19 protein-coding genes are annotated in these 24,369 nt (G+C 54.9%); 11 read left to right on the top strand and 8 right to left on the bottom strand.

The genetic code is table 11. The annotated features are described in order from the left end of the window. Positions 1-120 precede the first annotated feature (120 nt). From O5O45_RS11075 to O5O45_RS11065, 3 genes are all read left to right on the top strand, one after another. Positions 121-2,220 carry a catalase gene (locus tag O5O45_RS11075; protein ID WP_305905283.1) on the top strand — a complete coding sequence of 700 codons (2,100 nt, stop codon included), beginning with the start codon at positions 121-123 and terminating at the stop codon, positions 2,218-2,220. 190 nt (positions 2,221-2,410) lie between these two features. After that, positions 2,411-2,806 (top strand): hypothetical protein, encoded by a 396-nt coding sequence (locus O5O45_RS11070; protein WP_305905282.1) that lies wholly within the window; start codon positions 2,411-2,413, stop codon positions 2,804-2,806. A 73-nt stretch (positions 2,807-2,879) separates the two neighbouring features. Continuing rightward, a complete protein-coding gene (locus O5O45_RS11065) occupies positions 2,880-3,368 on the top strand; it encodes a hypothetical protein (protein ID WP_305905281.1) in 489 nt (162 codons plus the stop codon). A 135-nt stretch (positions 3,369-3,503) separates the two neighbouring features. On the opposite strand, the gene O5O45_RS11060 is transcribed toward O5O45_RS11065, so the two are convergent. Next, entirely contained in the window at positions 3,504-3,998 is a 495-nt protein-coding gene (locus tag O5O45_RS11060) for a hypothetical protein (RefSeq protein ID WP_216738110.1), read from the bottom strand. Positions 3,999-4,487: 489 nt separating this feature from the next. On the opposite strand from O5O45_RS11060, the gene O5O45_RS11055 reads away from it, so the two are divergent. Next, positions 4,488-5,813 (top strand): glycosyl hydrolase family 18 protein, encoded by a 1,326-nt coding sequence (locus O5O45_RS11055; RefSeq protein ID WP_305905280.1) that lies wholly within the window; start codon positions 4,488-4,490, stop codon positions 5,811-5,813. A gap of 35 nt (positions 5,814-5,848) precedes the next feature. Here O5O45_RS11055 and O5O45_RS11050 read toward each other — a convergent pair whose 3' ends face one another. The 3 genes from O5O45_RS11050 to xylB all read right to left on the bottom strand — a co-directional run bounded on the left by O5O45_RS11050 (position 5,849) and on the right by xylB (position 9,554). Then, the gene (locus O5O45_RS11050; protein ID WP_305905279.1) at positions 5,849-7,177 is read right to left on the bottom strand and encodes a tyrosine-type recombinase/integrase; all 1,329 of its coding nucleotides are present in this window, start codon (positions 7,175-7,177) and stop codon (positions 5,849-5,851) included. A gap of 112 nt (positions 7,178-7,289) precedes the next feature. Then, a complete protein-coding gene (locus O5O45_RS11045) occupies positions 7,290-7,868 on the bottom strand; it encodes a hypothetical protein (protein ID WP_305905278.1) in 579 nt (192 codons plus the stop codon). Positions 7,869-8,060: 192 nt separating this feature from the next. Beyond that, entirely contained in the window at positions 8,061-9,554 is a 1,494-nt protein-coding gene (gene xylB, locus O5O45_RS11040; protein ID WP_305905277.1) for a xylulokinase, read from the bottom strand. 340 nt (positions 9,555-9,894) lie between these two features. On the opposite strand from xylB, the gene O5O45_RS11035 reads away from it, so the two are divergent. Together O5O45_RS11035 and O5O45_RS11030 are read left to right on the top strand one after the other, a co-directional pair. After that, entirely contained in the window at positions 9,895-11,205 is a 1,311-nt protein-coding gene (locus O5O45_RS11035; RefSeq protein ID WP_305905276.1) for a methyl-accepting chemotaxis protein, read from the top strand. Positions 11,206-11,288: 83 nt separating this feature from the next. After that, on the top strand, positions 11,289-12,095 hold the full coding sequence (locus O5O45_RS11030; protein ID WP_305905275.1) for a class I SAM-dependent methyltransferase: 807 nt from the start codon (positions 11,289-11,291) through the stop codon (positions 12,093-12,095). 129 nt (positions 12,096-12,224) lie between these two features. Here O5O45_RS11030 and O5O45_RS11025 read toward each other — a convergent pair whose 3' ends face one another. Then, positions 12,225-12,929, bottom strand: a complete 705-nt coding sequence (locus O5O45_RS11025) for a hypothetical protein (RefSeq protein ID WP_305905274.1) — start codon at positions 12,927-12,929, stop codon at positions 12,225-12,227. A 517-nt stretch (positions 12,930-13,446) separates the two neighbouring features. Between O5O45_RS11025 and O5O45_RS11020 the strand changes: the two genes are divergently transcribed. The 3 genes from O5O45_RS11020 (at position 13,447) to O5O45_RS11010 (ending at position 18,198) form a co-directional block, all read left to right on the top strand. Continuing rightward, positions 13,447-16,041, top strand: coding sequence for a di-heme oxidoredictase family protein (locus O5O45_RS11020; RefSeq protein ID WP_305905273.1), 2,595 nt, complete (start codon positions 13,447-13,449; stop codon positions 16,039-16,041). 370 nt (positions 16,042-16,411) lie between these two features. Beyond that, a complete protein-coding gene (locus tag O5O45_RS11015; protein WP_305905272.1) occupies positions 16,412-17,599 on the top strand; it encodes a glycosyl hydrolase family 28 protein in 1,188 nt (395 codons plus the stop codon). A gap of 152 nt (positions 17,600-17,751) precedes the next feature. Then, a complete protein-coding gene (locus O5O45_RS11010; RefSeq protein WP_305905271.1) occupies positions 17,752-18,198 on the top strand; it encodes a GNAT family N-acetyltransferase in 447 nt (148 codons plus the stop codon). Between the two features lie 391 nt (positions 18,199-18,589). On the opposite strand, the gene O5O45_RS11005 is transcribed toward O5O45_RS11010, so the two are convergent. Further along, entirely contained in the window at positions 18,590-20,179 is a 1,590-nt protein-coding gene (locus O5O45_RS11005; protein ID WP_305905270.1) for a methyl-accepting chemotaxis protein, read from the bottom strand. A 275-nt stretch (positions 20,180-20,454) separates the two neighbouring features. Beyond that, the gene (locus tag O5O45_RS11000) at positions 20,455-22,053 is read right to left on the bottom strand and encodes a putative bifunctional diguanylate cyclase/phosphodiesterase (RefSeq protein WP_305905269.1); all 1,599 of its coding nucleotides are present in this window, start codon (positions 22,051-22,053) and stop codon (positions 20,455-20,457) included. A 244-nt stretch (positions 22,054-22,297) separates the two neighbouring features. Between O5O45_RS11000 and O5O45_RS10995 the strand changes: the two genes are divergently transcribed. Next, positions 22,298-22,681, top strand: coding sequence for a DUF3703 domain-containing protein (locus O5O45_RS10995; RefSeq protein WP_305905268.1), 384 nt, complete (start codon positions 22,298-22,300; stop codon positions 22,679-22,681). Positions 22,682-22,852: 171 nt separating this feature from the next. Beyond that, entirely contained in the window at positions 22,853-23,128 is a 276-nt protein-coding gene (locus O5O45_RS10990; protein ID WP_305905267.1) for a nucleoside monophosphate kinase, read from the top strand. A 60-nt stretch (positions 23,129-23,188) separates the two neighbouring features. On the opposite strand, the gene O5O45_RS10985 is transcribed toward O5O45_RS10990, so the two are convergent. After that, on the bottom strand, positions 23,189-24,265 hold the full coding sequence (locus O5O45_RS10985) for an alpha/beta hydrolase family protein (RefSeq protein WP_305905266.1): 1,077 nt from the start codon (positions 24,263-24,265) through the stop codon (positions 23,189-23,191). Positions 24,266-24,369: the final 104 nt, after the last annotated feature.

Here is a 24,369-nt window from a genome sequence, read left to right as displayed (position 1 = left end):
TGTTTATGGTGAGTTAAAGGCGGTTTTGTTTAACCATTCCATCAGGTTACCGCCAAGTTCTTGCAACCCCCGTACTTATTACGACTCACGTACTTAGGGACAGACTTCAGGAAATTGATTATGGCGACAAAAAAATCCACGTCCGTTAAACCAGGTAAAAGTTACAAAGAAAATGTAGGGAAGGGCGGAGAAATCCATCAAGCGTCCCGGAGCGCGCCTGTGCTCACGACAACACAAGGGACTCCCATTGCCGACAACCAAAACTCTCTGCGCGCCGGCGCGCGTGGACCGGGCTTGCTGGAAGACCGGCAGCTGCGGGAAAAGCTGTTTCATTTCGATCATGAACGCATTCCTGAGCGTGTCGTCCATGCGCGGGGTTTTGGCGCGCATGGCTACTTTGAGACGCTGGACACCCTGGAAGGCGTGACCTGCGCCAGCCTGTTCAAACGCAAAGGGATCAAGACCCCGGTTTTCGCCCGTTTCTCCACGGTGGCGGGCAACAAAGGCTCCGCCGATCTGGCCCGCGATGTGCGCGGCTTCGCCGTAAAATTCTATACCCAGGAAGGCAACTGGGATCTGGTGGGGAACAATATTCCCGTGTTTTTCATTCAGGATGCGATGAAATTCCCCGACCTCATCCACGCGGCGAAGGCGGAGCCGGACCGGGGCTTTCCGCAAGCGCAGACGGCGCATGACAATTTCTGGGACTTTATTTCCCTGACCCCGGAAAGCATGCATATGGTGATGTGGATCATGTCCGACCGCGCCATTCCCCGATCTCTGCGTTTTATGGAAGGCTTTGGCGTGCATACCTTCCGTTTTATTAACGCCGAAGGCAAATCCACCTTCGTTAAGTTTCACTGGAAACCTGCGCAGGGGATGCAGTCCGTGACCTGGGACGAAGCGCTGCGCATCAACGGCGCCGACCCGGATTACCATCGCCGCGATATGTGGAATGCGATTCAGTCAGGCGACTATCCGACCTGGGAACTGGGTGTTCAGCTGTTTGGTGAGACGTTCGCCGAACAATTCGAGTTTGACGTGCTGGACGCCACCAAACTGATTCCTGAAGAACAGGTTCCGGTGAAAATTGTCGGAAGAATGGTCCTCAATAAAGCGGTCGACAACTTCTTTGCGGAAACGGAACAGGTCGCCTTTTGCACCCAGAATCTGGTTCCCGGCATTGATCAAAGCAATGATCCGCTGCTGCAGGGACGCAACTTCTCTTATCTGGACACCCAACTTAAACGCCTTGGCGGGCCCAACTTCACTCACATCCCCATCAATGCGCCCAAGTGTCCGGTGCACAACTTCATGCAGGATGGACATATGGCCATGCACAACCGCGCGGGGCGCGCCAATTACGAGCCGAATAGCTGGGGAGGCGAAGAGGGCGGTCCGAGAGAGGATAGCGAAACCGGCTACGTCAGCTACCCGGAACCGATGACGGGGGAGAAAGTCCGACAGCGCAGCGAAACCTTCAGTGACCACTACAGCCAGGCCAACCAGTTTTACCGCAGTCAAACCGACGTGGAGCAGGCCCATATCGCTGACGCCCTGGTGTTTGAATTAAGCAAGGTGGAGCGTCGCGACATTCGGGAAAGAATGGTCTCACACTTGCTTAATATTGACCGAGGACTGGCGAAAAACGTCGCCAGAAAATTAGGGATCAGTACTATGCCTAAACCGGCCCCGGCGGCCAGGAAACCCATTATGGACTTACCTGTTTCAGATGCGTTGAGCATCAATAAAAGCTCACAGCCGACGCTGGCTGGGCGCACGTTCGGTGTTTTTCTTTCAAACGGCGCGGATAACAAGCTGCTGAAAAACTTAAAACGTCTGCTTAAAAAAGAGGGGGCGGATTATGACTTGATCACCCCCACCATTCAGGGAACGACATTAAGCGATGGTGAAGTCATCACCGGCGACGAAACTTACGAAGGCGGCCCCTCAGCTTTGTACGACGTCGTCGTAGTGATTGTCAGCGACGAACAACGGGGCCTGTTCACCACGACGCCAGCAGCCAGACATTTTATCGAAGATGCGTACCGGCACAGCAAATACATCGCGTTTTCCAGCAATCTGCAAGAGACCGTCGAACAATTGCTAAACGGCCGCGAATGCGACCAGGCCATGTTCAGCCTGTCAAAAAAAGCGGATATAGAAAACTTCCTGACCAGCGCCAGAGCCTTGCGTTATTGGGACAGGAACGACGGATAAACATACGGGGAGAAGGCGTTTAGCCTGGTATCAGCAATGGGCCAGGCTTTTTAATGGAACGGTTGCAGCCGTATTTTGCTCAGTGATTGGCGTGTATGGCGATGAAAAGTAAGAGCGTTCAGAAGTGCTACTATTGAGGAATGGTTGACTCTCAAGACTTGCGATATTTCCAGAATACTTGGAGTGCAGTATGAAAGTTACTTTTTCGTGGGAGGATGTTGCAGGAACGCTATCTCCCTGTTGTAAATCAGGTGTGACTAACCATGATGGAATCAGCCCTCTTTGCTGTCTCCTGACGGATAATGGAGGTATACGTTACGCTGAGACTGTAGGTTGGATAGAGGAGGGGGTCGTTAGAGCAGACTCTGTCTTAAATGGCGAAACGGCTTCATCAACTTGGGGGCGAGAGGATTGGGGAGCCCTGCTAACTTCAGATGGCGCAAAAATTCATTCTTTTTACGATGAGAATTATTTCGAAATAATACCCATTGAGGTATTTAGACATATTCTTACTTCATGGCGCGACTTTCTACTGTCTATACCAATGCCGGGCGAGCAGGGAGAAATCTATCTTGAAATACAATAAAGATAACTCTACCGCATAGCTCTATGCCATCTGAGTCGGTCAATGGCCGAGCAACTCCTCGATGGAGGTTAATATGATGCCGGATTTTTATGGGTACGTTGAGTTTGAAGGTCAATATGGGGAGTTCCATTTATTAGCAGAAGTTTTCCCATTTCCTACATCCGGTCTGAGGAGTGCCTTTAACAACGCAGACTTCATGGAGAGAGGTATTCCAAGTAATGCGAGCGAGGAACTTATTCGAAAGCTAAACTGCATTGTCAGTGAAAATGCTGGTGTATTAAGTGATGGAGGCTTTTTAGCTGCTTTTCCTGATGAGGCTGAGGGATGGCTTGATGAGGGATCTTCTGAGATGGTCTTTAGCGACAAAGAAGGAAAGCCTTTAATTGTAATTTTCCCTGATTATTATCCTACGTGGTGCTCGCTTAGTGAGTTGAAATCAATCGAAGACAAGTTGCTTGATAACTGTGGCGTCACATATAAATTTTTAATAAATATAATGGAAAATATCGATGCGGAGCTCGGGGAGGGGTGTTCTAGACTGGTCTTTTGGATTAATGAATGATGATGGATACATCATTGTCGAAAGAGGGACAGAGCGTCTAACGCAGGTTAGTCCAAGTAGCAATTCTGGATAAGTCTCTGAGAAAAAAGCGCACACAGACCTCAAGAAATTCCCAAAAGCCTGTGTGCCGTGCGCTTATGCGGTGGCTATTTTGTCCGCATCAAATTGTTTGAACACGTCTTTGATCATGTCCTTGGTGTCGCTGGTGTAGCGGACGCCGACCAGAACAGCGCCTTTTTTGATGGCGTCTTCATAGTATTTGATCTCGTGCTCAGGGATCGCCAGGCCGATGGCTCCGCCGATCAGACCGCCTACAGCGCCGCCGGCTCCGCCCGCCGCCAGGGCTGCGACGAAGGGGCCTGCCGCCAACAGGCCTGCGCCCGCTGTAGCGACTGCGCCCACTGCGGTCAGGCCGCCTGCCACCGCCGCCAGTACGCCGCCGGTGGTTGCGCCAACCGCCACGCCTTCCGGCAGTTTGCTGTGCTCGGTCAGGGCGAAGCTGTCTTTGGTGAAGTTGCTGTTGGTCACCAGTGAGATGTCATCTGACTTGATCCCTTTGTATTCCAACATATGAATCGCCGCGCTGGCGTTAGTGGGAACTTTAAACATACCTGTAATTACGTCGCTCATGGTCATTTCCTCTAATCAATATCCTGTTTGAAGGTTTACTACTCATACTGTCAATAAGGCTTGAGCAATCGCTGGGCCAACCTCTTACAAACCTTGAATTCACAGGGGCGAGGGCCGCATAGGGTGTTTTTTTGTCAGTAAAAAGAACCGGTTACAAAAGGTCCGAGCGTAAGCCTTGCAAAAACTGTTGAAAGAATTACGTATTTTTCCCGCGGAATCTTTTGATGCTTTAAGCGTCTTTTATTTGTCAGAAGGGGATCTGCAAATGCCGGTGAGGCGAGCCTGACTTGCGCCGGTTATAGGCTTTTTGAGTGATTACCTTATCCATGATGATTGAGTATGTTATGAAAGCGCTTGCATTGTCGCTCTCTCAATAAACGCGGGCGATCAGCAAAAATATGAAGCCGAAAATAAACTAAAAAATACGCCGCAAGCGCCTTCCATCCGACCAGCACGACAAACATGACCTTAAAAGGACAGGTGATAATTATGGCTATCAAGCTCAAACACATTGCATCGGCAGTCGCGCTGACCTCCGCCATGATCGCCGCACCGGCGATGGCTGAATTCAAAGTCGTGGGATACTTTCCAACTTGGCAGGGAGACGTGAATAGCATTTCCTACGATAAAGTCACTCACATTAACTACTCATTTGTGTTGCCCACCGCTAATGGCGGATTGCAGCCCCTGGAAGGCGGGGAGCAGCGCTTGCGCACGCTGGTGCAGCGCGCCCATGGCGCCGGGGTGAAAGTGCAGATCGCCGTGGGCGGATGGAATAATGGCGACGACTCCGCTTTCGCCGCGCTTTCCGCCAACAGCAGTAGTCGAGCGAACTTTATCCGCAACCTGATGAACATGGTGGATGCATACGGGCTCGATGGCGTGGATCTGGACTGGGAATACCCGGAAGCCGGCGCCGAAGCCAATAACTTCAAAATTTTGATGCGGGAGCTGGGCGCGGCGCTGCACAGTCGTAACAAGATTCTGACTGCGGCGGTCACTGCAACGGACTTTCCTGGCAGCGTGGACGCGGACGTCATCAACAGCGTGGATTTCCTCAACCTGATGGTGTACGACCTGGGATACCCACACTCCACCTACCAACATGCGCAGAACGCGTTGACTCACTGGAAATACAATGAGGGACTGCCTCAGCACAAAGCGGTGCTGGGCGTGCCGTTTTATTCCCATAAAGACTGGGTGGCCTATAAAGACGTGATCGCCCGTTACGGCGCTGGTGCGGCGCAACGGGACGACGCCGGCGGCCTCGACTATAACGGGCAGCCCACTATCCGGGCGAAGACCGAGCTGGCGCTGTCGGAAGCGGGCGGCGTCATGTTCTGGGAAATCTCCCAGGATACCCGCGACGACACGTCATTGATGAAAACCATCTGGGAGACAGTCGACGGCGGTAACCCCCCGACCCCAGGCGGCATCACCGTGCAGGCGGAGAACTACACCTACATGAGCGGCGTGCAGGTGGAGCCCACCACTGACGCGGGCGGCGGCCAGAATGTCGGTTATATCGACGCCAACGACTGGATGTCCTACGCGGCGGTGAACATTCCCCAGGCGGGGACTTACACCGTGGAATACCGGGTGGCGAGTCTGAACGGCGGCGGCCGATTGCAACTGGAGAAAGCGGGAGGCAGCCCGGTCTATGGCAGCGTGTCGATTCCCGCTACCGGAGCCTGGCAGAACTGGCGCACGGTGCAGCACAAAGTGAACCTGCCCGCCGGACCGCTGCACTTTGGCGTCAAAGCGCTGTCTGGGGGCTGGAACATCAACTGGTTCAAGGTCAGCAAGAGCAATTAAGCCTGTTATGTCCTGAGGCCTTGAAATAAAGGCCTCTAAACCTTGCGCGAGCGGCCGGTGGCGGCTCGCTCTTTCATGTCGGACTGAATATACACCCGGTCGGTGGTGCCCATGCTGGCGTGGCCGAGGTCGTCCGCCATGTGCTTGAGCGGCCGGTTGGCGATGTCCTGGGACGCGCCCGTGTGGCGTAGCCAGTGGGTCGTGGCTTTGCGCAGTTCCTTGGCGTCATTCTCGAAGCCGTCTTTCATCATTCGGTGATAAGCCAGCTCAAAGGCCTCCCGCACCAAACGGGCGATCTGTCTGCTGGTGAGTCCGCCGCCGCCACGCATTTTCTGCAACAACGGCTCTTTGTCGCCGGGTGAGGGCGACGCAGTGAGGCCGCGATGCTCCCGGTAGCGACGGATGTATTCCCACATGGCGCTGGAGACGGACACATCGCGAATCTTCAGGCCCTTGCCGAAGGCTTTGAACCACCAGTTACCGTCATGGTCCTTCCACACATGCTCCCACATGGGTGTCCATTTAGGGCGGTCGGACAGCTCGGAGATACGCAGGTACAGAGATTTCAGGCAGGCGATAATGAAGATAGTGCGCTCATAGCTCGGCTGCTCCTCGGCTTTTTCCTTCAGGGTCTCCAGCACATATTCCCATTGCAGTTCAGACAGGCGCTTGATCTGTTTCACTTGCGCGTCCTTGATCAGGTAGGGCGAGGCTTTGCGGATACCAGGGATAGGGTTGCCGAGAACAATGTCCTCCTGCACCAGATGATCATAGAACACGCTGATGGCGGAATAAGCCAGGGCGGTGGCGCTGTTGCTCAGGCGGTAACCTTTCTTTTCTGGCTGCAGAATGTCTTTCTTGCTGCTCTTGGGCGACGCGCCTGCGTCCTGGCTGTCCGGCTTGAGGTCGTTTGTCGACCGCGCCGCCGCCTCCCGTATCACGAATGGGCGCCACAGCGGGTTGCTGCGATACAGGCCCTGTCCGCCGATATATTCAAAACGGCGCACGCTTCCGCTTCCTATCCAGCCGGTTGGCGGGGCGTGCAGAAAGTCGAAGTAATTCTCGATATGAGAACGACGCAGCTGGGACACCGCTTTGCCTTCCACCGTCCAGGCCCACAGCAGATAACGCTCAACCTCATTGCGGAAGCTAGTGAAGGTCTTCTCGCTTTTGCGGGAATAGCTCTTCAGAAAACGCTGAGCGCTGATGAAGTCTTCGGCAACGCCGGGAATGCTCTCTTTCAGTCGCGACAGAAACTGCCTGCTGTCTGGATAGTCGTCCAGCATGGCGAGGCCAAGAGGGAGCTTGACGAACTCGCGGTGGGCGTCAAAGAGGGGGAAAGCTGGAAAATCGGGAGCGGACATACGTTTGGCTGACAACTAAGCTGATTTATGTTCAATAAAAACAATAATATAAAAGTTATATTTAATGTTGATTGTGACTTGTTGGCGAGGGAATAGCGCCGCAAGATTGGCGTTATTCTTTCATCACCTGCCACTCCACTTCCTGAATATCTAGGGTTCCCAGAGTAAGCTTGCACTTGGTGGACGGCTTGCCGCCATAACCACAGGCGGGAATCTTATAGGTCGCGCCATTGTCGTCCAGACGAAAAGCGGAGGCGGCCAGGAAGCGAACGCCGGGATTGGCGGCGATGATATTCTCTTCCGCGCAATAGGTGGCTTTTTCAGGGTTTATATCTAGAAAAGTTCTAAGTTTGTTCACTAAGTCACTGTATTCAGAGCCAGAAAGTCGATAAACACTGACCAGCTTTTTGGACTTCGGGAGGATGCCCACCATCACCGCGCCGGTTTTATTGGGGTTTCTTTGCGCGCCCTTCGACATGGCTTTAGAGGTGGATTTAGTACTCTTTTTTTGGACGGTGACGAAGCCGTCATTCTCCGCGGCTTCCTGCTCCGCACTCTGAAAACTGCGCGCCGCCAACGACATTTGGCGGTTGAGCTCCTCGCGCAACAGGCCTTTTTGCTCGTCGGACAGGCTACTGAAGCCGTTTTTCGGTGTGTATGTCTTTAAGAACAGATCTTCATCAAATGGCATAAATACTCCTTATCCATGCGTGGGAACAGTGATTGAGCGGGCTTTAACGCCCATGGTGGCTATGCTTGCCTTCGTAAAAAGGAAACAGCAAGCATAGCGAAATGATCAAACGGCGACAATCGGAAAATGGAGTGTAACTGCTTTATAAACAGATAGATAGGAAGTATATTTAAAGTATGAATGAAGTGACGGTTAGGCGATTGGGTGCGTAGTCGTCAGCTTTTCTCTGTACAACTTATAGGCGTTTTCGTATGCCTCGACGGCTTCCTGCGTCGGCGACATGGCTCCGTCTTCATCCAGTTTCACAAAGCGCCGGCACAGGTCGTGCAGACGGGTAGCGTCGCCCTGGGCGTGGGCGTCGCACCAGGCCGCCTGAATCGCCCCGCCCAATGCCGCGCTTTCGCCAACCTGAGGGCAGACCACGCGGGCGTTCATCATATCCGCCACCATCTGCCGCCATAACAGGCTTTTGGAGCCGCCGCCGATCAACCTGATTTCCTGGCAATGGATGCCGGACGTCCGCAAAAGGTCCAGGCCGTAGCGCAGGCCAAAGGTGACCCCTTCCAGCGCTGCGCGGCAAACATTGGCGGGTTGCAGGTTCTGCATATTCAGACCCAATAAGCTGCCTGTCGCATCGGGAAGCGGCGGCACGCGCTCGCCATTGAGAAACGGCAGCAGGGTGACGCCCTGAGCGCCGATGGGCGCTTGCGCCGCTTCCTGATTGAAACGGTCCAGGTCGTAACCGAACAACTCCCGCACCTTGTTGACCACCGCCGTCAGATTCATGGTGCATATCAGGGGCAGCCAGCCGTCGCTGGAGGAGCAGAACGCCGCAAGTGATGGGTGTCCTTGCATTGGTGGTCGGTTTGAATGGGCGTACAGGGCGCCGGAGGTGCCCAGGCTCATGGTCACTACGCCTTCATCTATATTGCCCGTGCCAATGGCGCCCATCATGTTGTCTCCACCCCCGCTGGCCACTAACACGTTTTCCGACAGACCCAATAAGCGGGCGATAGCGGGGCTGACTTTGCCTACAGGCTGCTGCGCCTGCAGTAACGGCGGCAGGGCCCTTGCCAGATGTCCATCCGGGGCGATCAACGCCAATGCGTCTGGAACCCAACGGCGGGAGCGAATATCGAAATAGCCCGTGCCCGAGCTGTCGCCGTATTCGGCGGCGATCTCACCGGTCAGCCAGTAGTTGAGGTAGTCATGAGGCAGCAGAATATGGGCGATGCGGTTAAAAGCGTCTGCTTCATGCTGACGCAGCCAGAGCAGCTTGGAGAGGGTGTAGCCGGTGGCGAGCGTCAGCCCCAGCAGCTCAAGAGAGCCTTGCTCGCCGCCCATTTGCTCCAGCAGCGCGGCGTTTTGCGGCGCGGTTTCCGTATCGCACCACAGCTTTGCTGGCCGAATCACCTCGCCATGGCGGTCCAACGCCACCAGTCCGTGCTGCTGTCCGGATACGCCGATGGCGCGAATGCCTCGGCTGTCTATGCCGGCGCGTTCAAGCGCCTGCCGGTAACTGGCGACGAAGGCCTGCGTCCACCACTCAGGATGCTGCTCACGACGTCCATTGGCGTCGCTGATCAGCGCATGAGGCGCGTATCCCTCTCCCAGGATGACTTCCCGCTCCGGGTCCAACACCACCACCTTGGTTCCCTGAGTCCCGCAATCCACACCTACGTACATACCTGATTCTCCTCGGTTTCCGGCTGCAAGCCATTGATCGGCTACGGACAATATGACAGGGAGTGTACGCCGAACCCGCCAGCAATTGCGAATGCGCGACATGGCTGGACGGCGGTTTGTTGGATGGCGCTGCGCTTATCCAACCTACAAAGAAGGTCCGTTCGCCGCAGCGGCCCGTATAAATACTGTAGGGTTTAAGGGAATCGTTTTGCAGACGGTCCAGCTCATCCGGTTTGCGCGAATGGGCGATCTACCAAAGACGCTGGTTTGTTCTATGATTGAAGTGTCCCCTTCGCATTCTGACTAATCCATAGGTCAATTATCTGAGGTATGGCGTTATATGTTCTCCACCAAGAAAAACAAACAACAACACGACGCCCACAATTTAGCCAAAGCGTTGCAGGCTGAGCTAAGTAGTATCGCCAAATCCTGCGCCACTATTTATTTCACTCCCACGGGGGAGATTATGGACGCCAGCGAGCTGTTTCTGGCGAGCGTGGGATATAAATTGGATGAAATTATCGGACGGCATCATCGTATCTTTTGCGCCGATGATGTGGTCGATGCTGAATATCGTCAGTTCTGGGCCGATCTGGCCAAGGGCGTCCCCAAGCGGGGGACGTTCAGGCGCAAGCACAAGAACGGCTCGGATGTATGGTTGGAAGCCACCTACATACCCATTGTCCAGGACGGGCAAGTGGTGCGGGTGATGAAAGTCGCCAACGACGTCACCAAAGTCCATGAACAGTCCGTGGATAATCAGGCCTTGATCAAAGCCATTGATCGCTCCAACGCGGTCATTGAATTCAAACCCGACGGGACGGTGTTGAACGCCAACAAAAACTTTGTCAGAGCCTTAGGCTACAGTGATTTGAAGGAAATCAAAGGCAAGCATCACGAGATATTCTGTCCAGACGAGTTTTACAGAGAAAACCCCAATTTTTGGCGCGAACTGGCGAACGGCGAAATCAAAAATGGCCTGTTTCGCCGCATCAGTAAGCAGGGCGGCTCCATCTGGATAGAGGCGACCTACAACCCGGTGTTTGATCACCAGGGCCGGGTGGTCAAGATCACCAAGGTCGCCAGTGACGTGACGGAAAGAGTCGAGCGTCAGCTGGCGATTCAGAAGGCGGCGGAGGTCGCCCACAGTACATCCGTTGAGACGGCGCAGGTTTCCGAAAAAGGCGCGCGCATTCTCAAAGAAAACCTGACCAACTCCGAAAAAATATCTTCCGATATTGGACACTCCGCCAAGCTCGTCGAAGAGTTGAACGATCAGTCCAATGAAATCTCCAACATTGTCACCACGATCAAATCCATTGCGGACCAGACTAATCTGCTGGCTCTGAACGCCGCTATCGAAGCCGCACGAGCCGGCGAACATGGCAGGGGATTCGCCGTGGTGGCGGATGAGGTTCGAACTCTGGCGGGCAGAACCACCAAATCCACTGAAGAAATTAACCAGATGGTCGATCGTAACAATCAACTGGTCCAGCAAGCCGGCGACAGCATGGCCAAAGTCACCAAACAAGCAGAGAAAAACGCCGACCTGATCGCGGAAGCCTCCAGAATCATCGACGAGATCTTCAAAGGCGCGGAATACGTCTCCCATGTGGTGGGCGACTTGGTGGATAACTCCAGCGAGTCTTAACGTGAAACCGCAAGGTCTGTTCCCGAGAGGGCCGAGGCCTATGCGAGTTCGGTGCGAGTGGGAAACATGAGACGCAGAAAGCCATGACGAACGCAGGCGACAAGTGGGACGCGGCGGCGAGCTATGAAGCATTCATGGGGCGTTGGAGCCGACGCATCGCCGTGGAATACCTGTCATGGCTGAATGCGCCGCCCGGATTGCACTGGCTGGATGTGGGCTGCGGCACGGGAGCGCTGACCAGGGCGATTTGCGATGTCGCTCAGCCCGCCAGTGTGATCGGCTGCGATCCCGCAGAGCCCTTTATAGCCTTCGCCCGCGAACAAGCTTTGGACTTGCCGGCGTCATTTATCGCAGCGGGAGTGGGGAGTCTACCACGTCATCCCGGCGGGTTTGACTGCGTCACCTCCATGTTTGCACTGAACTTCTTCCCCAATGCGGAAGCCGCCCTCCACGAAATGCAAACCGCCGCCGCTCCAGGCGCCATCGTCTCCGCCTGCGTATGGGACTACGCGCAAGGAATGGAATTTCTACGCTACTTCTGGGATGCCGCGACAGCGCAAGACCCCGCCGCAAAGGAACTGGACGAAAGCCCCCGCTTTCCCCTTTGCCACCCGGACAAGCTAACCCAATTGTTCTCCCAAACCGGATTTCATGGCATCCAGTGCGAGCCCGTGGAAATACCAACCCTCTTCACCCACTTCGACGACTACTGGCTTCCTTTCCTCGGCGCAACCGGCCCCGCACCCACCTACATCGACTCCCTCTCGGCCGACCTAAGAAACGCCATCGCAGATACACTAAGAAAAACACTCCCCATACAACCAGATGGAACCATCCCCTTAAAAGCAAAAGCCTGGGCGATCCGAGGTGTTGTGCATCGAGCCAGATAGGAGGTACATATTGAAGGGTTGTAGGTTGGAAAAGCGCAGCGCCTTCCGACATCAGCGTTATGGGAGAGCAAGAAGCCGGATAGCGCTTTGCTTATCCGGCTTGCTCAAATGCTTCTGCCGTTCTCTCCGTTAAGCCAACACAGCCGTTGTAATTTCATACCAGGGGTAAAGTTGTTTGCCCTGTTCGGAGATGTCCTGGTAGGCGAGGGTGATGGTTCCGCCGCTGATCCGGCCGATGACGGTGGCGCGGGCGATGTCGGTCATATATTTAGCGGGTTCCGCTGGGCGGGCTCTGCGCATGAAGGCGGGGCCGGTGGTTCGCGCCGGGCGGGCGGGGACGGCGTCTTTGCGCCTTATGGAGCCGTATTGGGTGATATTGCTGTTTGCATTGGAGCGCACGCCGGCGCCTTGCGCCCAGGCGTCCAGGGTCAGCCCGGTGGAGCTTTGTAGAGGGCATAGGAAATCGCTGGTCTGGCGTAAGTCGGCGGGTATATCGCTGTAGCCGCCATTGAGGTGAAAGACTTCGCCCCGGTTGCGATCAAAGCCGACGGAGCAGCCGGATAACGCGGCGGTGACGAACCAATAGTCGGCGCCCTCCCGGTTCAGCTTCAATTTGGTGACGCCGCCTTCCTCCCAAGGCAACCACTGTACCGTTCTGGAATTGGCGCCATCGCCCAGCACAAAATTGAAACGAAGCGGTGATTCCGAGGCCACAATTTTGATGGCGCGTTGACCCTTCGGCGTGGCGCCGGGGATGTCAACAAAGTAGGGCGTGGTATACAAAGGCGTTGCATTTCTCAGTGAGCCCATCACTCTTTCCAGTTCACTCCACATAACTTCTCCTTTCTTTTCCTTGTATCTATCAACGAAACACTTTGTCCTGTTTGGTTGAGTCTAGTTAATTTCTAATGGCGGTTAATTCCAGGCTTTAAATAATGCGATTTATAAGTCGTTCGCCGGTCATTTATTCACATTACGTTTTGTTAGGGCGCGGTTAGCCTGCGGCAGTCTAAAAGACGTCAACTAGTCACGTTATATCAGCGGCTTATAGTCCTTTGGCTTTCAGCTTCTCATCCGTTCGGGCGATTGTTTGGGATACGGCGGATTGTTAGTTTTTAACTCAGTGCAAGCGTTTTCATTATGATGATGCATGGATACGCGTCACTTAAGCAAGACATGCCAAAAATATATTAATTTAAGCCGGTATTGTATTTGTTTTTTGTAGCTTTTGAGATCTAAATGAAAGCGTTGTCATTATTCGATCATCACTTAATCACCGCTGTGAATTTTCATGACCAGATTCAGACAACCTGAAAAAAACAAATAACGGGAGCGTTAAAAGGAGGTCAAAATGCGTACGAATGATTCGTACCACAATGCGCTTCGGCGCAAGCTCGCCAGAACACTTATCGGCGTCGCCGCGGCGGCGGCGTCATTTCCCGCCGCGCAGGCGGCCGTCAATCTGGCGACGGGAAAAAACACATTCGCCAGCACGGAAATGCGCCAGGCGAGGCTGGCCGTGGATGCGGACAGCCGTTCCCGCTGGGAATCCAACCATGGCGTGTCGCCCAGTTGGCTGACCGTGGATCTGGGGCAGGCGACCAGCCTGGAGCAGGTGGTCATCGACTGGGAGGCGGCGAACCCGGAAACCTATGAAATCCAAGGCTCCAACGACAACGAAACCTGGACCACGCTTTCCGCCCAGAGCGGCGGCGTGTTCGGCGATCGCACTGACACGGTGGATGTCAGCGGGGACTATCGCTACGTGCGCATATTCGCCACGCAGCGCAGTCGCGGCAATGCCTGGGGGTACTCTATTTTCGACCTGGAGGTCTACGGAACGCCGCTGTCAGGGCCGGACGACCCGGATGAACCTGGCGGCCCCGGTGATCCAAATGGTCCCGACGAGCCGAATGAACCGGATTTGCCGGATAACCTGCCCGCCGCCTTCGCGCCGCTGTATCCCAAAGGTACGGAGGTGCTGGAGCGGATTCAGTATGTGGATACGGACGGCACGCTGGTCACCCTGATGGGCGCCCGGCCTACCGAACGTCACGCCCGTGAACGGGGCGAGCCCTGGGATGCGCCGGATCAGGGGCCGGGGCGTTATCTCACGTTTCCGCCGTTCTACTTCCAGAACCGCACCTTCGGACTGGAAATTCGCGACTCGGTTCCCGCCGGCGGCGATAAGATCGAAGTCTGGCTGCATGTGAACGCCAATACCTTCCGGGGCACGACCTTCAGTTTGTTTCGCAACATCGAAAACCCGAACGTGAGAGACTTCGGCTGGTCCCTGAACTACGGCTTCAATAATCCCAATGAAGGCGGCCAGCCCATCTGCCACGCGGGTAAGCGCGAATGCATGATGGACTTCAATTCCAACTGGCGCACCTCACCCCATAGCCCATTGAAGGTTGGCGACAAAATCGAACTGGCGCCGGCGCCGCGCTTGCTGACCCCGGTGATCGACGGCGGGGGAGAGCGCTATTACTCTTTCGAACAACTTTATGTGGTGGGCAAGGGCATGCGTCCCTGGTATGGAATCGCTCCCAACCTGGATTCCGAACCGCTGCCGCCGGAAACCCTGCTGGGCGGGCAGGCGAGCGTGTCCTACAACTACTCGGAAGAGCCCCACCGGATGTTCCAGCAGATGGCGAACAACATCGGTATCAAGAACAGCCAACGCTTCGTGGAAGGGCGACGCCTGTTCCATACCTCATTCGCCTCTGGCGAGCACTCTGAGTTCTCTAACACCAACCCGGTGTTCAGCGCCCATGTCGGCCAGTTAGGGCCCCGCTACAACAACGAGAGCTGCATCGGCTGTCACCAGAGCAATGGCCGCAGTCAACCCATTCAGGCGGGACAGGCTTTGGAAGGTTATTCAGTGTTGACGGCGGCGTTTGGCTCTCAGGATGGCGCTGCGCCTGATCCTTTCTATGGCTTCAATGTACTGCAAAAATCCAAAGACGCCGGACAGGAGAATTACGCCGTCAATCTCAGCCATTATGAAGTGACCACAAAGGAACTGAACGGCGGCGAAGTGGTTGAGTTGCGTAAACCTTACTACGCCTTCCAAGGGCCGACGCCAGAACTGTATTCCGTGCGGCAGGCGCCTCAGGTAATCGGTATGGGACTGTTGGAAGCCGTTTCGGAAGCGACGATTCTTGCGGGCGTGGACGAAAATGACGCGGACGGCGATGGCGTGCGCGGTCAGCCCAACTGGATCAAGAATCCCGAAACCGGCGCGGTGCAGTTGGGACGCTTTGGCTGGAAGGCTTCCAAACTGAGCCTGCGTCATCAGGTGGGAACCGCGTTCCTGCAGGACATGGGCGTCACCACGCCAACTTATCCTTCACGCTCCTGTCAGAAGAGCGAGGCGGACTGTCGTGACAATGCCGCCGACACCCATGTCGATAACGAAGAAATGGATCGCGTCGGCCAGTATTTGGCGTTGTTGGGCGTGCCGGCGCAGCGCAGTCTGCGCAGCGGCTATCCTGACGGGATTCGGGTTTCCCCGGAGCATGACGTCAATCCAGAGCGGATCAGTCAGGGCAAGGACCTGTTTGCGCAAACGGGCTGCGTCGCCTGTCACACCGCGACCCTGAAGACCGGAAACACGCATCCCATGGCGGAACTGCGCAACCAGACGATCCACCCCTATACGGACCTGTTGTTGCACGACATGGGCGCTGGTCTGGCCGACACCTTGCCGCAAGGCGACGCGGCGGCGTCCATGTGGCGCACGCCGCCGTTGTGGGGACTGGGCAGCCTCAAGTTTGTGCAAGGCGGCCAGGAAAACGTGCGTTACCTGCATGACGGTCGCGCCAGAACCCTGGACGAAGCGATTCTCTGGCACGACGGCGAAGCCAGCGGCAGCCGTCAGAATTACGAAGCGCTGAGTCCGGCTGATCGGAACGCGCTAAAACAGTTCCTGAATTCTCTGTAGCGACGCTTTAGGAGAGGGAAAGCCTCTTCTTAAACACTGCGGTTTGGCAAGCCAGCTTGGCCGCAGTGTTTTCTTGTTTTATTTTTATACCCACTCGCCTGTCGATCTCATCGCCGAGATGAAGTCTTTGTCTTTCCTCAAGGCGGCGAAGAGAATCCCGATTGACCCCATAGAAAAATCACGCGTTAGCCTTGGGCGTTTTATGCGCAATATGTCTAATCGATGTGTGACGTGGCGAAGGTGGGGAGGAGATAATAGAGTCTTGTTCATCACTCTATGAAAGGAGGTAAGACAGAGCGCATCGCAGATGGCGACTCGCCATTTCCAAGGATACAACCTCAAACACTCAATGGCAGGAAGAGGAATCATCATGAACAGGGTGATATGGATAAAATTACTCGCTGTTGTTGTTTTCTTGTGGAGCAGTCTCGCGCAGGCGGATGAAAATCCAGTCTGCTCAGAGCCGGGAAACATGTGTTGTTACGCGTCGGACTATAACTACAATCTGCCTTCCGCCATCGCTAATTGCTGCGCGGTGGGAGATTCGGTGAAGAAGTTTGTCTTTATGGACAATCAGGATTCCAAAGTGGATGGCCAGGACGTGCCAATCCAGCTTTGCAGCAACCTGAATCTGTATATTCTGCACAAGCTGAAAGCGCCCTCCAAAGATGACTGGCCGCCGATACCCAAAGGCGAGAAGCGGTTTCCGCCTCTGTTTAAAGGAGAAAACCTGGAAAATGTGGTGATTGCCGGGGATGGCGAGATCGATGGTCGCAACAATACCTGGATGGGAGACAAAGACTGTGGCGACTATTCCGGCAAAGTCAGGCCTATCATGATGGATCTGCAAGGCTCCAAAAACCTGTTGGTGAAGTCCATTACCTTATCCCACGGGCCTGGCTTTAACCTGCATGTCGAACACTCCCGCGGCGGCATCGAAATTGAAGACGTCACCATCAACACTCACCATACCGGGTCAAAAAGCTCCTGCAGTCTGGACGGCATGGATATCAGCGGGAACGATATCAGCATCAAGGACTCGGAGATCCGCAGTCGCGACGACTGCATCGCCGTTAAGGCCAACTCGTCCAATGTGCGCATTTCCAACGTGACCTGTCACAACGGCCATGGCCTTTCAATCGGCTCGATCGCGATGAACGGCGTGGTCAAAGATGTGGAAGTCGAGAATGTAACGGTGATGGACTCGCGCTTCGGCTTGCGCATCAAAATGCAGAAGTACGCCAACGGCAAGGTGGAAAACATCAAATTCAAAGACAGTTTGGTGAAGCGTATTTCCAGCAGGCCGATCCAGATCAAAACGGACTACCACAATGATCATTGTGACGACCCGGGCAGCAGCAAGTGCGATAAAAACGCCCGCTCCAGCATTGAAAACGTCACCTACAAGGACATCTCGGTGCATGGCGGCGAAATTGATCTGAACTGCAAATACGCCGATGTCTGCACGGTGAAGTTGAGAAAACTGCACTGCAAAGACGGCGCTACCATCTCCTGCAAAGATGTGGACGTGGACGGAGAATGCAGTTGCGATGACTGACGGCCGGGGGATGCGCTTGAAGCGCCCCCGTGCAAGCGTTCCCAGGCTGATGCGCGTTGGCCTGGGAACAAATGGTGAAAATTACTTTGACAAAACAAAGCCGCTCCTGAAAGACTCTGCCTGTACGCATGCGGAAAACGGGAGATAAACCTTTGAAAATCCGATATGTCATGGAGGCCGACAAAGCCAAGTGGCTGGCCTTACGTCAGGAACTCTGGCCGGAAACCCCGCCGCAGGAACACGAAGCGGAAATTCTCGCCTACTTCAGCATGCCGGACCTCGCCACCTTTGTCGCCATCGACGATAACAGCGACATGCTGGGCTTTTTGGAAGCCGGTCTGCGCTCATACGGAGAAGGCTGCGCCAGTCATCCTGTCGCCTATGTGGAAGGCTGGTATGTGCTCCCTTCCCATCGTCGCCAGGGCGTCGGCCGCCGCCTGATGGACGCCGCCGAAGAATGGGCCCTGGATCGCGGTCTGCGGGAAATCGGCAGCGATATGCTGGTCAATAATGAAGTCAGTCTGCAAGCGCATACGGCTCTGGGCTATACGGAGGTGGAGCGTTTGATCCATGTGGTGAAGAAAATCGACTCAGCCTGAGGCTCCGTCGTTTCGACACTCACAGAATTGATCGTCAGGAGGACGTTTAGAACAACTCACGCCTGGATTTCTTACCCTCGAGTCACCGACGTGTTGGTTGACGCGCTCTGTCCGGCAAGGCCAGACTCCTTAAAGAATCCGCGCCGCCTTTATTTCACTACTGAGTAACGCAAATAAACAGTACGCTGCGACGTTGTGGGACGCTGGCCTGATGAAGCCATCGTGGCTGCTGAGAAGCCTCATCGGTGGTCAGAGAGTCTATCGAGGGTGCGCTCGGCAAACTGGGTAAACTCACTGAACGCGACAGATAAGCCTGCGCCTCCACACACTGGCTGAACGCTCCTTGATCCAGGGCAGACGCGGACAGCGCACATGCAAAGATTATGGTTGGCTATGATTGGCGTCGCTTGCTCCAAAACTGTTTGGCGAGTTCCTGCAATGCGGTGGTGAGTTGCGCCACGTCCTCCGCCCGCTTGCGATTGTATTGGCCTACGGTGGCGTTGGCGCTGGCGGTATCCCGGATGGCGACGATGCTATTGTTGATGCCTTCGCTGACCGCGCCTTGCTCTTCCACTGCGCTGGCGATCTGGGTGCTGATATCTGAAATCTGATTGACGCGGCGACCGATGGTGGTCAATTTTTCCGCCGCCTGATGGGCGTGGTCCACGCTGTGGTTGGCCTTCTCGCGGCTTTTCTCCATGGCGGCCACTGCAGAGCGGGCGCCATCCTGCAGGGAATTGATCATCTGCTGGGTGTCAGTGGTGGATTGCTGCGTGCGCGAGGCGAGCTGGCGTACTTCATCCGCCACTACGGCGAAGCCGCGTCCCATTTCTCCCGCGCGGGCGGCTTCAATGGCGGCGTTTAGGGCCAGCAGGTTGGTTTGCTCAGCGATATCCTGGATAGCGTTAAGAATGGTGGAAATTTCTTTGCTGTGTCTGTCCAGTTGATGAATCACTTCCGCCGCCTGATGAATCTCATCCGCCAGTGAGCTGATGATGCGTTTGGTGCTGGTGACCAGTTCCTGCCCCTGGGACGTTTCCTGATCGGCATGATCCGCTGCGCTGGCGGCTTCCTGTGTGGTGGCGGCCACTTGCTGAATAGTCGCCGTCATTTGATTGATGGCGGCGGCCACCTGATCGGTTTCCGATTGCTGGCCGTTGGATTTGTTATTGCAGTCCTCGATTTCCGACACCAGTTCTTCCGTCAGGGATTCCAGCTGATCCGCCGCGTTGGCCATGCGCCCGATGACGGCGGTGGTCTCCGCCTGCGCCATGGCCATGGCGAACTCGATCTCGCCAAATTCGTCGTGACGCCCCGTGTAAAGCACCTGACTTAGGGGGTTATCGGAAATCGTGCGGGCTTTCAGCACCAGCTTGTGCAACGGAGATAGCCACAGATAGATAAACAACACGTTCAACAGGCCTAATGAGACACCCATGATAAGAGTGTCGGAAACGCTGATCGGCAACATGTACGAGAGGAATAGCAGAACCGGAATCAGACTGAGCGTGGAGAGCAGGGAGATTTTCAGACGCACGTCCAACCGCGGCAGCCGCCACGCCAACGGAGTTTGGCCGGCGCGGATGCGGGCGTACAGGTCCTCCGCTGCGTCCACTTGTTTCTTGGTGGGTTTGGTGCGAACGGATTGGTATTCCACGGTGCGCCCGTCTTTGGTGATGGGCGTGGCGTAGGCGCTGACCCAATAGTGATCGCCGTTCTTGCAGCGGTTTTTCACCAGCCCCATCCAGGAGCGGCCGCTTTTCAGCGTCTGCCACATGTGCTGAAACGCCATGGGCGGCATATCGGGGTGGCGTACGATGTTATGGGGCTGGCCTACCAATTCTTCCTTTGAGAACCCGCTGATTTTGATGAAGTCCGGGTTAACGTAGGTGATGTGGCTGTCCGGCGTAGTGGTGGACAGGATATTGGCGTCCGGCGGCAGTTCCAGATTGCGGCCGGTGACAGGCTGATTGACCCGCATATTCATCTTCCTCGTTCGGCGTGAGTTGGGCGCGACAATTGTTAACATGGCAATGACATTGGCATGTTAATACTCAGGCGCATGGGTGCGCCTGCGCGGCGGCTAGCCGCGGGAGACAGGGTCTGACATGTGCAGGTCCTGTCGTTGCAGATAAATAGAAGGAAGCTATTTGTCTGCCTGATTAATAATTATATGCCTGCATTTGGATTTGGGGAGATGAGGAGCGCTACGGAATTTTATGCTGGAAGCTACGTAGCGTTACGGAGTTGTCGGCGCTATTTGTCCGCGTTGACGCTGTTCACGGATGTGTGTTCGATGGTGCGTGTAGTCTCGCTTACCTCGGTGGCGCGCACCGGTCGGCTGAAGAAATAGCCTTGCACATAGTCGCAGCCGAACTGCCGCAGCATTTCCATTTGTTCGGCTGTTTCGACGCCTTCTGCGATGACGGTTAGATCCAGGCTTTCCGCCAGAGAAATAATCGCCTTGATGATCTGCCTGTTGACCTCCAGGTCTTCCGTGCCGGACACAAAGCTTCTGTCGATCTTGAGCTGATTGACTTGCAGTTCGCGTAACCTCACTAGCGACGAGTAGCCCGTGCCGAAGTCATCCAGAGAAATTTTGACGCCCAACAAATGCAGCTCCTGCAGTTTTCTGCGGTTAGAAGCGTGTTCAGAGGCGGCGATGGTTTCGGTGATTTCCAGTTCCAGGCGATGTGGCGGTACTCGCGCTTCCTCCAATATTCGCCGCACTTCGTCGACAAAGTCGTCCCGCTGTAATTGGCGGGCGGAAACGTTGACGGCGATGACCGCCTCTTTTTTATTGGTCCAGGCTTTGCTTTGCGCCAACGCGGTTTGCATGACCCAGCGTCCCAGTTCATGAATGACGCCAGTTTCTTCTGCGATTTTGATGAAGATATCCGGGGGAACATGATCGCCCTGATGACGCCAGCGACAGAGGGCTTCATAACCGATCACCCGACGCTGCCGCAGATCGATTTGCGGCTGATAGACGAGATAGAGCTCCTTGTTCTGGATGGCCTGCTTCAGGCCTCTTTCCAGCTTATACCGCTCGGTGAGTCGGGCGCCGATGTCGTCGCAATAGAACTGCACTTGTCCCTTGCCATCGCTTTTGGATTGGTACATGGCCATATCCGCCGCTTTCAACAGACTCTCCGGCGTATTGGCGTCCTTGGGAAACAGCGCAACGCCGACGCTGAAACCGACGGTGACCTCAATGCCTCCCAGTAGGTGAGGCTGCTTCTGCGTTTTGACAATGCGCGATACGGTGGGAAGGATGTCTCGCTCTGAGGTACCGAGATCAATCAGGATCAGGAACTCATCGCCGCCCAGTCGCGCGACGGTATCGCCCTGGCGAATCTGTTGCGACAGGCGTTCGCCAACGCTTTTGATCAACATATCGCCTTTGGCGTGACCGTGGTTATCGTTGATGGCTTTGAAATTATCAAAATCCAGAAACAGCACCGCCACCTGTGAATCACGGCGCTGCGCGCTGGCGAGCATTTGATGGAGTCTGTCGATGGCGAGCACGCGGTTGGGCAAGCCCGTCACAATGTCGTAATAGGCGTGAGAAGCGATTTCCAGGTTCAGGGTTCTGATATCCTGCAGGCGGCGCACGCCATAAGCCACAGCGACGATTCCGATCCAGCCAAGGGCTATGATGATCTCATCCAGTTCCCAGCTTTCGTGAGCCCGGGAATACTCGTAAAGTCCTTCAAGCAGATCAATCTGAAATAAGCTGGTCAGGGCGGTCAATCCGGTGACAATCGCGATGCTCAAACACAGGTCGACGCGGGCGGAATGGCGCAGACGCTCTGACGTATTTGTCTGTGACAACTCCTTTCGAGGCTTGATCATTAGTCGCTGTGCTCTCTACTTCGATCAATAAATTAATCTGGAGAGTAGGACGGAAGAAACCGCCGTGTAACGATAAAGTCTAGCAGGATGCGAGAGGGGCGCCAGATTGCCGGGAGCGGAGGCGGCGCTACAATGAAGAAGGGCTTGGCGTCCGCTTTCGTGAGTGATCTACTGAAGACGAGAACCTTTAACCTCAATAAACGTAATGTCCTTCCGCTTTAAGCGCCTATATGGGAACAGATGAATGATGACTACGGCTTTGCAACAAGCGTTCGCCGCAGAATTGGACGCCGCGCAGGATAACTGGCGCCAGGGCCGCCTCGACGCTGCTTTTACGCATCTGGAAAACGCCCATGTCCTGGGACAACGCCGCCTGGGCTGGCACTTTCACGTCCACCTCTGGATGCTGCGGGTAGGGTGGGCGAAACGGGACCAACGCGAAATCCTCGGGCAACTCTGGCGCCTGTTCCTGACCCCACTCGGCCACCTGACCGGCCGCCTCCCCATCGGCAACACCGGCGGCGCCAACGTCAACGCGTTCACGCCCATGCCTGTGCGGAAGGAGTTGGAGGAGGTGTTGCGTGGGGAGGGTATGGAGAGCAAGTCTGATAACGGCCTGGGGGACTGATATGGGCATTGATATCGATGGTTGGGTGGAAGTTACTATAGCCATAGCGCAGATGACAGTGAGCACTGGTTTGGGCTCCTGAACATCTCACCGTTAGTCGACGTGTGCGACATAGGCTCTGTTTTACTTTTCGGCATCGGAAATGGCTGGAAAGACGTCTGTCCTATCGCAATGGAAAGAGGGCTGCCCGCTAACCCCAGCTATCAAACCCTCAGGGATATTCAGGATATCAAAGCGTTTGAGAGTGAAGAGAAAGGTTGCGCTAACGAGCACTTTGGCTACACACATTTGTATTACTCGGAACTACTGAGACCAGCATTCGCTGAGGAATACGGGCGCCTTGCCGGGACTCAGTGGGGACCTGTTATTAAGTTGATTGAAGCGCTGATCGACGCCGGCCGCTATCAGCCGGAACAGGTCAGGTTCGTGGTGTGGGCCTGTATTTAGTTAATGTGACGAGTATGGTCGATTAGTTAGTGACATGAATAAGCCCTCTAAAATTCACGCTTACAAGATTCCAGAAAGCCATTCGCTGATCGCATTCAACGCTCTGGTATCAATCGTTGTATCGATCAATATGTAGTCTTCTATCCGTCCTGTTTCCGAAGGTTGAAACAGGTGATTGAGGTTGTCTAATACAAGCACCTCGGATTCTGGGTTAGTCAGGACAGGCTTCATGACAGGCGCATTCTCAGCCGCCGACACTTGCAAGTCGCTGCCGCCAAACAGAGCCAGAACGGGGTTTTTAAAGCGCCTGAATACAGGAAGTGGATCGTAACTTGCGTAATGACGTCCCCAATCCGAACCCCATACTTCCATGTTGGCTTTTATTTCCGCTTGCGTGAGGCCATGGGACTGCAAGCGTTTCTCTATTTGGCTTCTTGCATCCGCTACGGAAGGGCTTGTTCTCAGAATCTCCGTAAGGTCCCTGCATAACGCTTTCTCCCGTTCTATGTCCTGCTGAGATTTACCCTGCGAGCGCGCGATATCCGCCACTTGCGTGGCCATCACATCAGGAAGTAAGGGAAGGGCGGGCGCGGCGAGAAAAATCATGAATGCGGCGGGAACAAACTCCGACGCCGCGGAAGCGATATAGCCGCCTTCCGAATGACCAAGAAAACCGATCTTTTCCTGGTTGATTGCAGGGATGTTCTGCATGAACCGGTAGGCAGCGGCGGCGTCTTGCGTAAAATCTGATAGGGTGGGCTTCCACCTGTTCTCACTTGAGAACGTACCGGTGCTTTCGCCAACGCCTCTGTCATCATAACGAAGCACCGCGAATCCATTGCGGGTAAGGAAATCCGACAAAACCAGAAAAGGCTTATGGCTGGCGATGGTCTCATTGCGATCCTGAGGGCCTGAGCCTGTAATCAATATAATCGCCGGGAACGGCCCTTGCCCCAGGGGCAGGGTTAACTCCCCGGCCAGCGTGACATTCGCGTCGCCGCCCTGAAATCGCACCTGCTCAATACGATAATTCCTGTCTTTAGGATCTTGTGGCCTGGATATCCAGCCAAGCGAGTCAGCGCATGCCGTTAAAAACATGAAAACACTGGTTAGCAGAGAGAACTTTTTCAACGTCATGCCCCGATTGTTCTTTTGTTGCTGAGTGTGGGTGAGGTTGTCGATTCCTGGTTCAGGAAACGGTATTAAACGCCACAGGGCATTAAGGCCGTCTTAAGATGAAA

The sequence above is a fragment of the Hahella sp. HNIBRBA332 genome (assembly GCF_030719035.1).
Classification (GTDB): Bacteria; Pseudomonadota; Gammaproteobacteria; order Pseudomonadales; family Oleiphilaceae; genus Hahella.
Note: the sequence above shows the minus strand (reverse complement) of the source record. Positions and strands in the feature narration are given on the sequence as shown.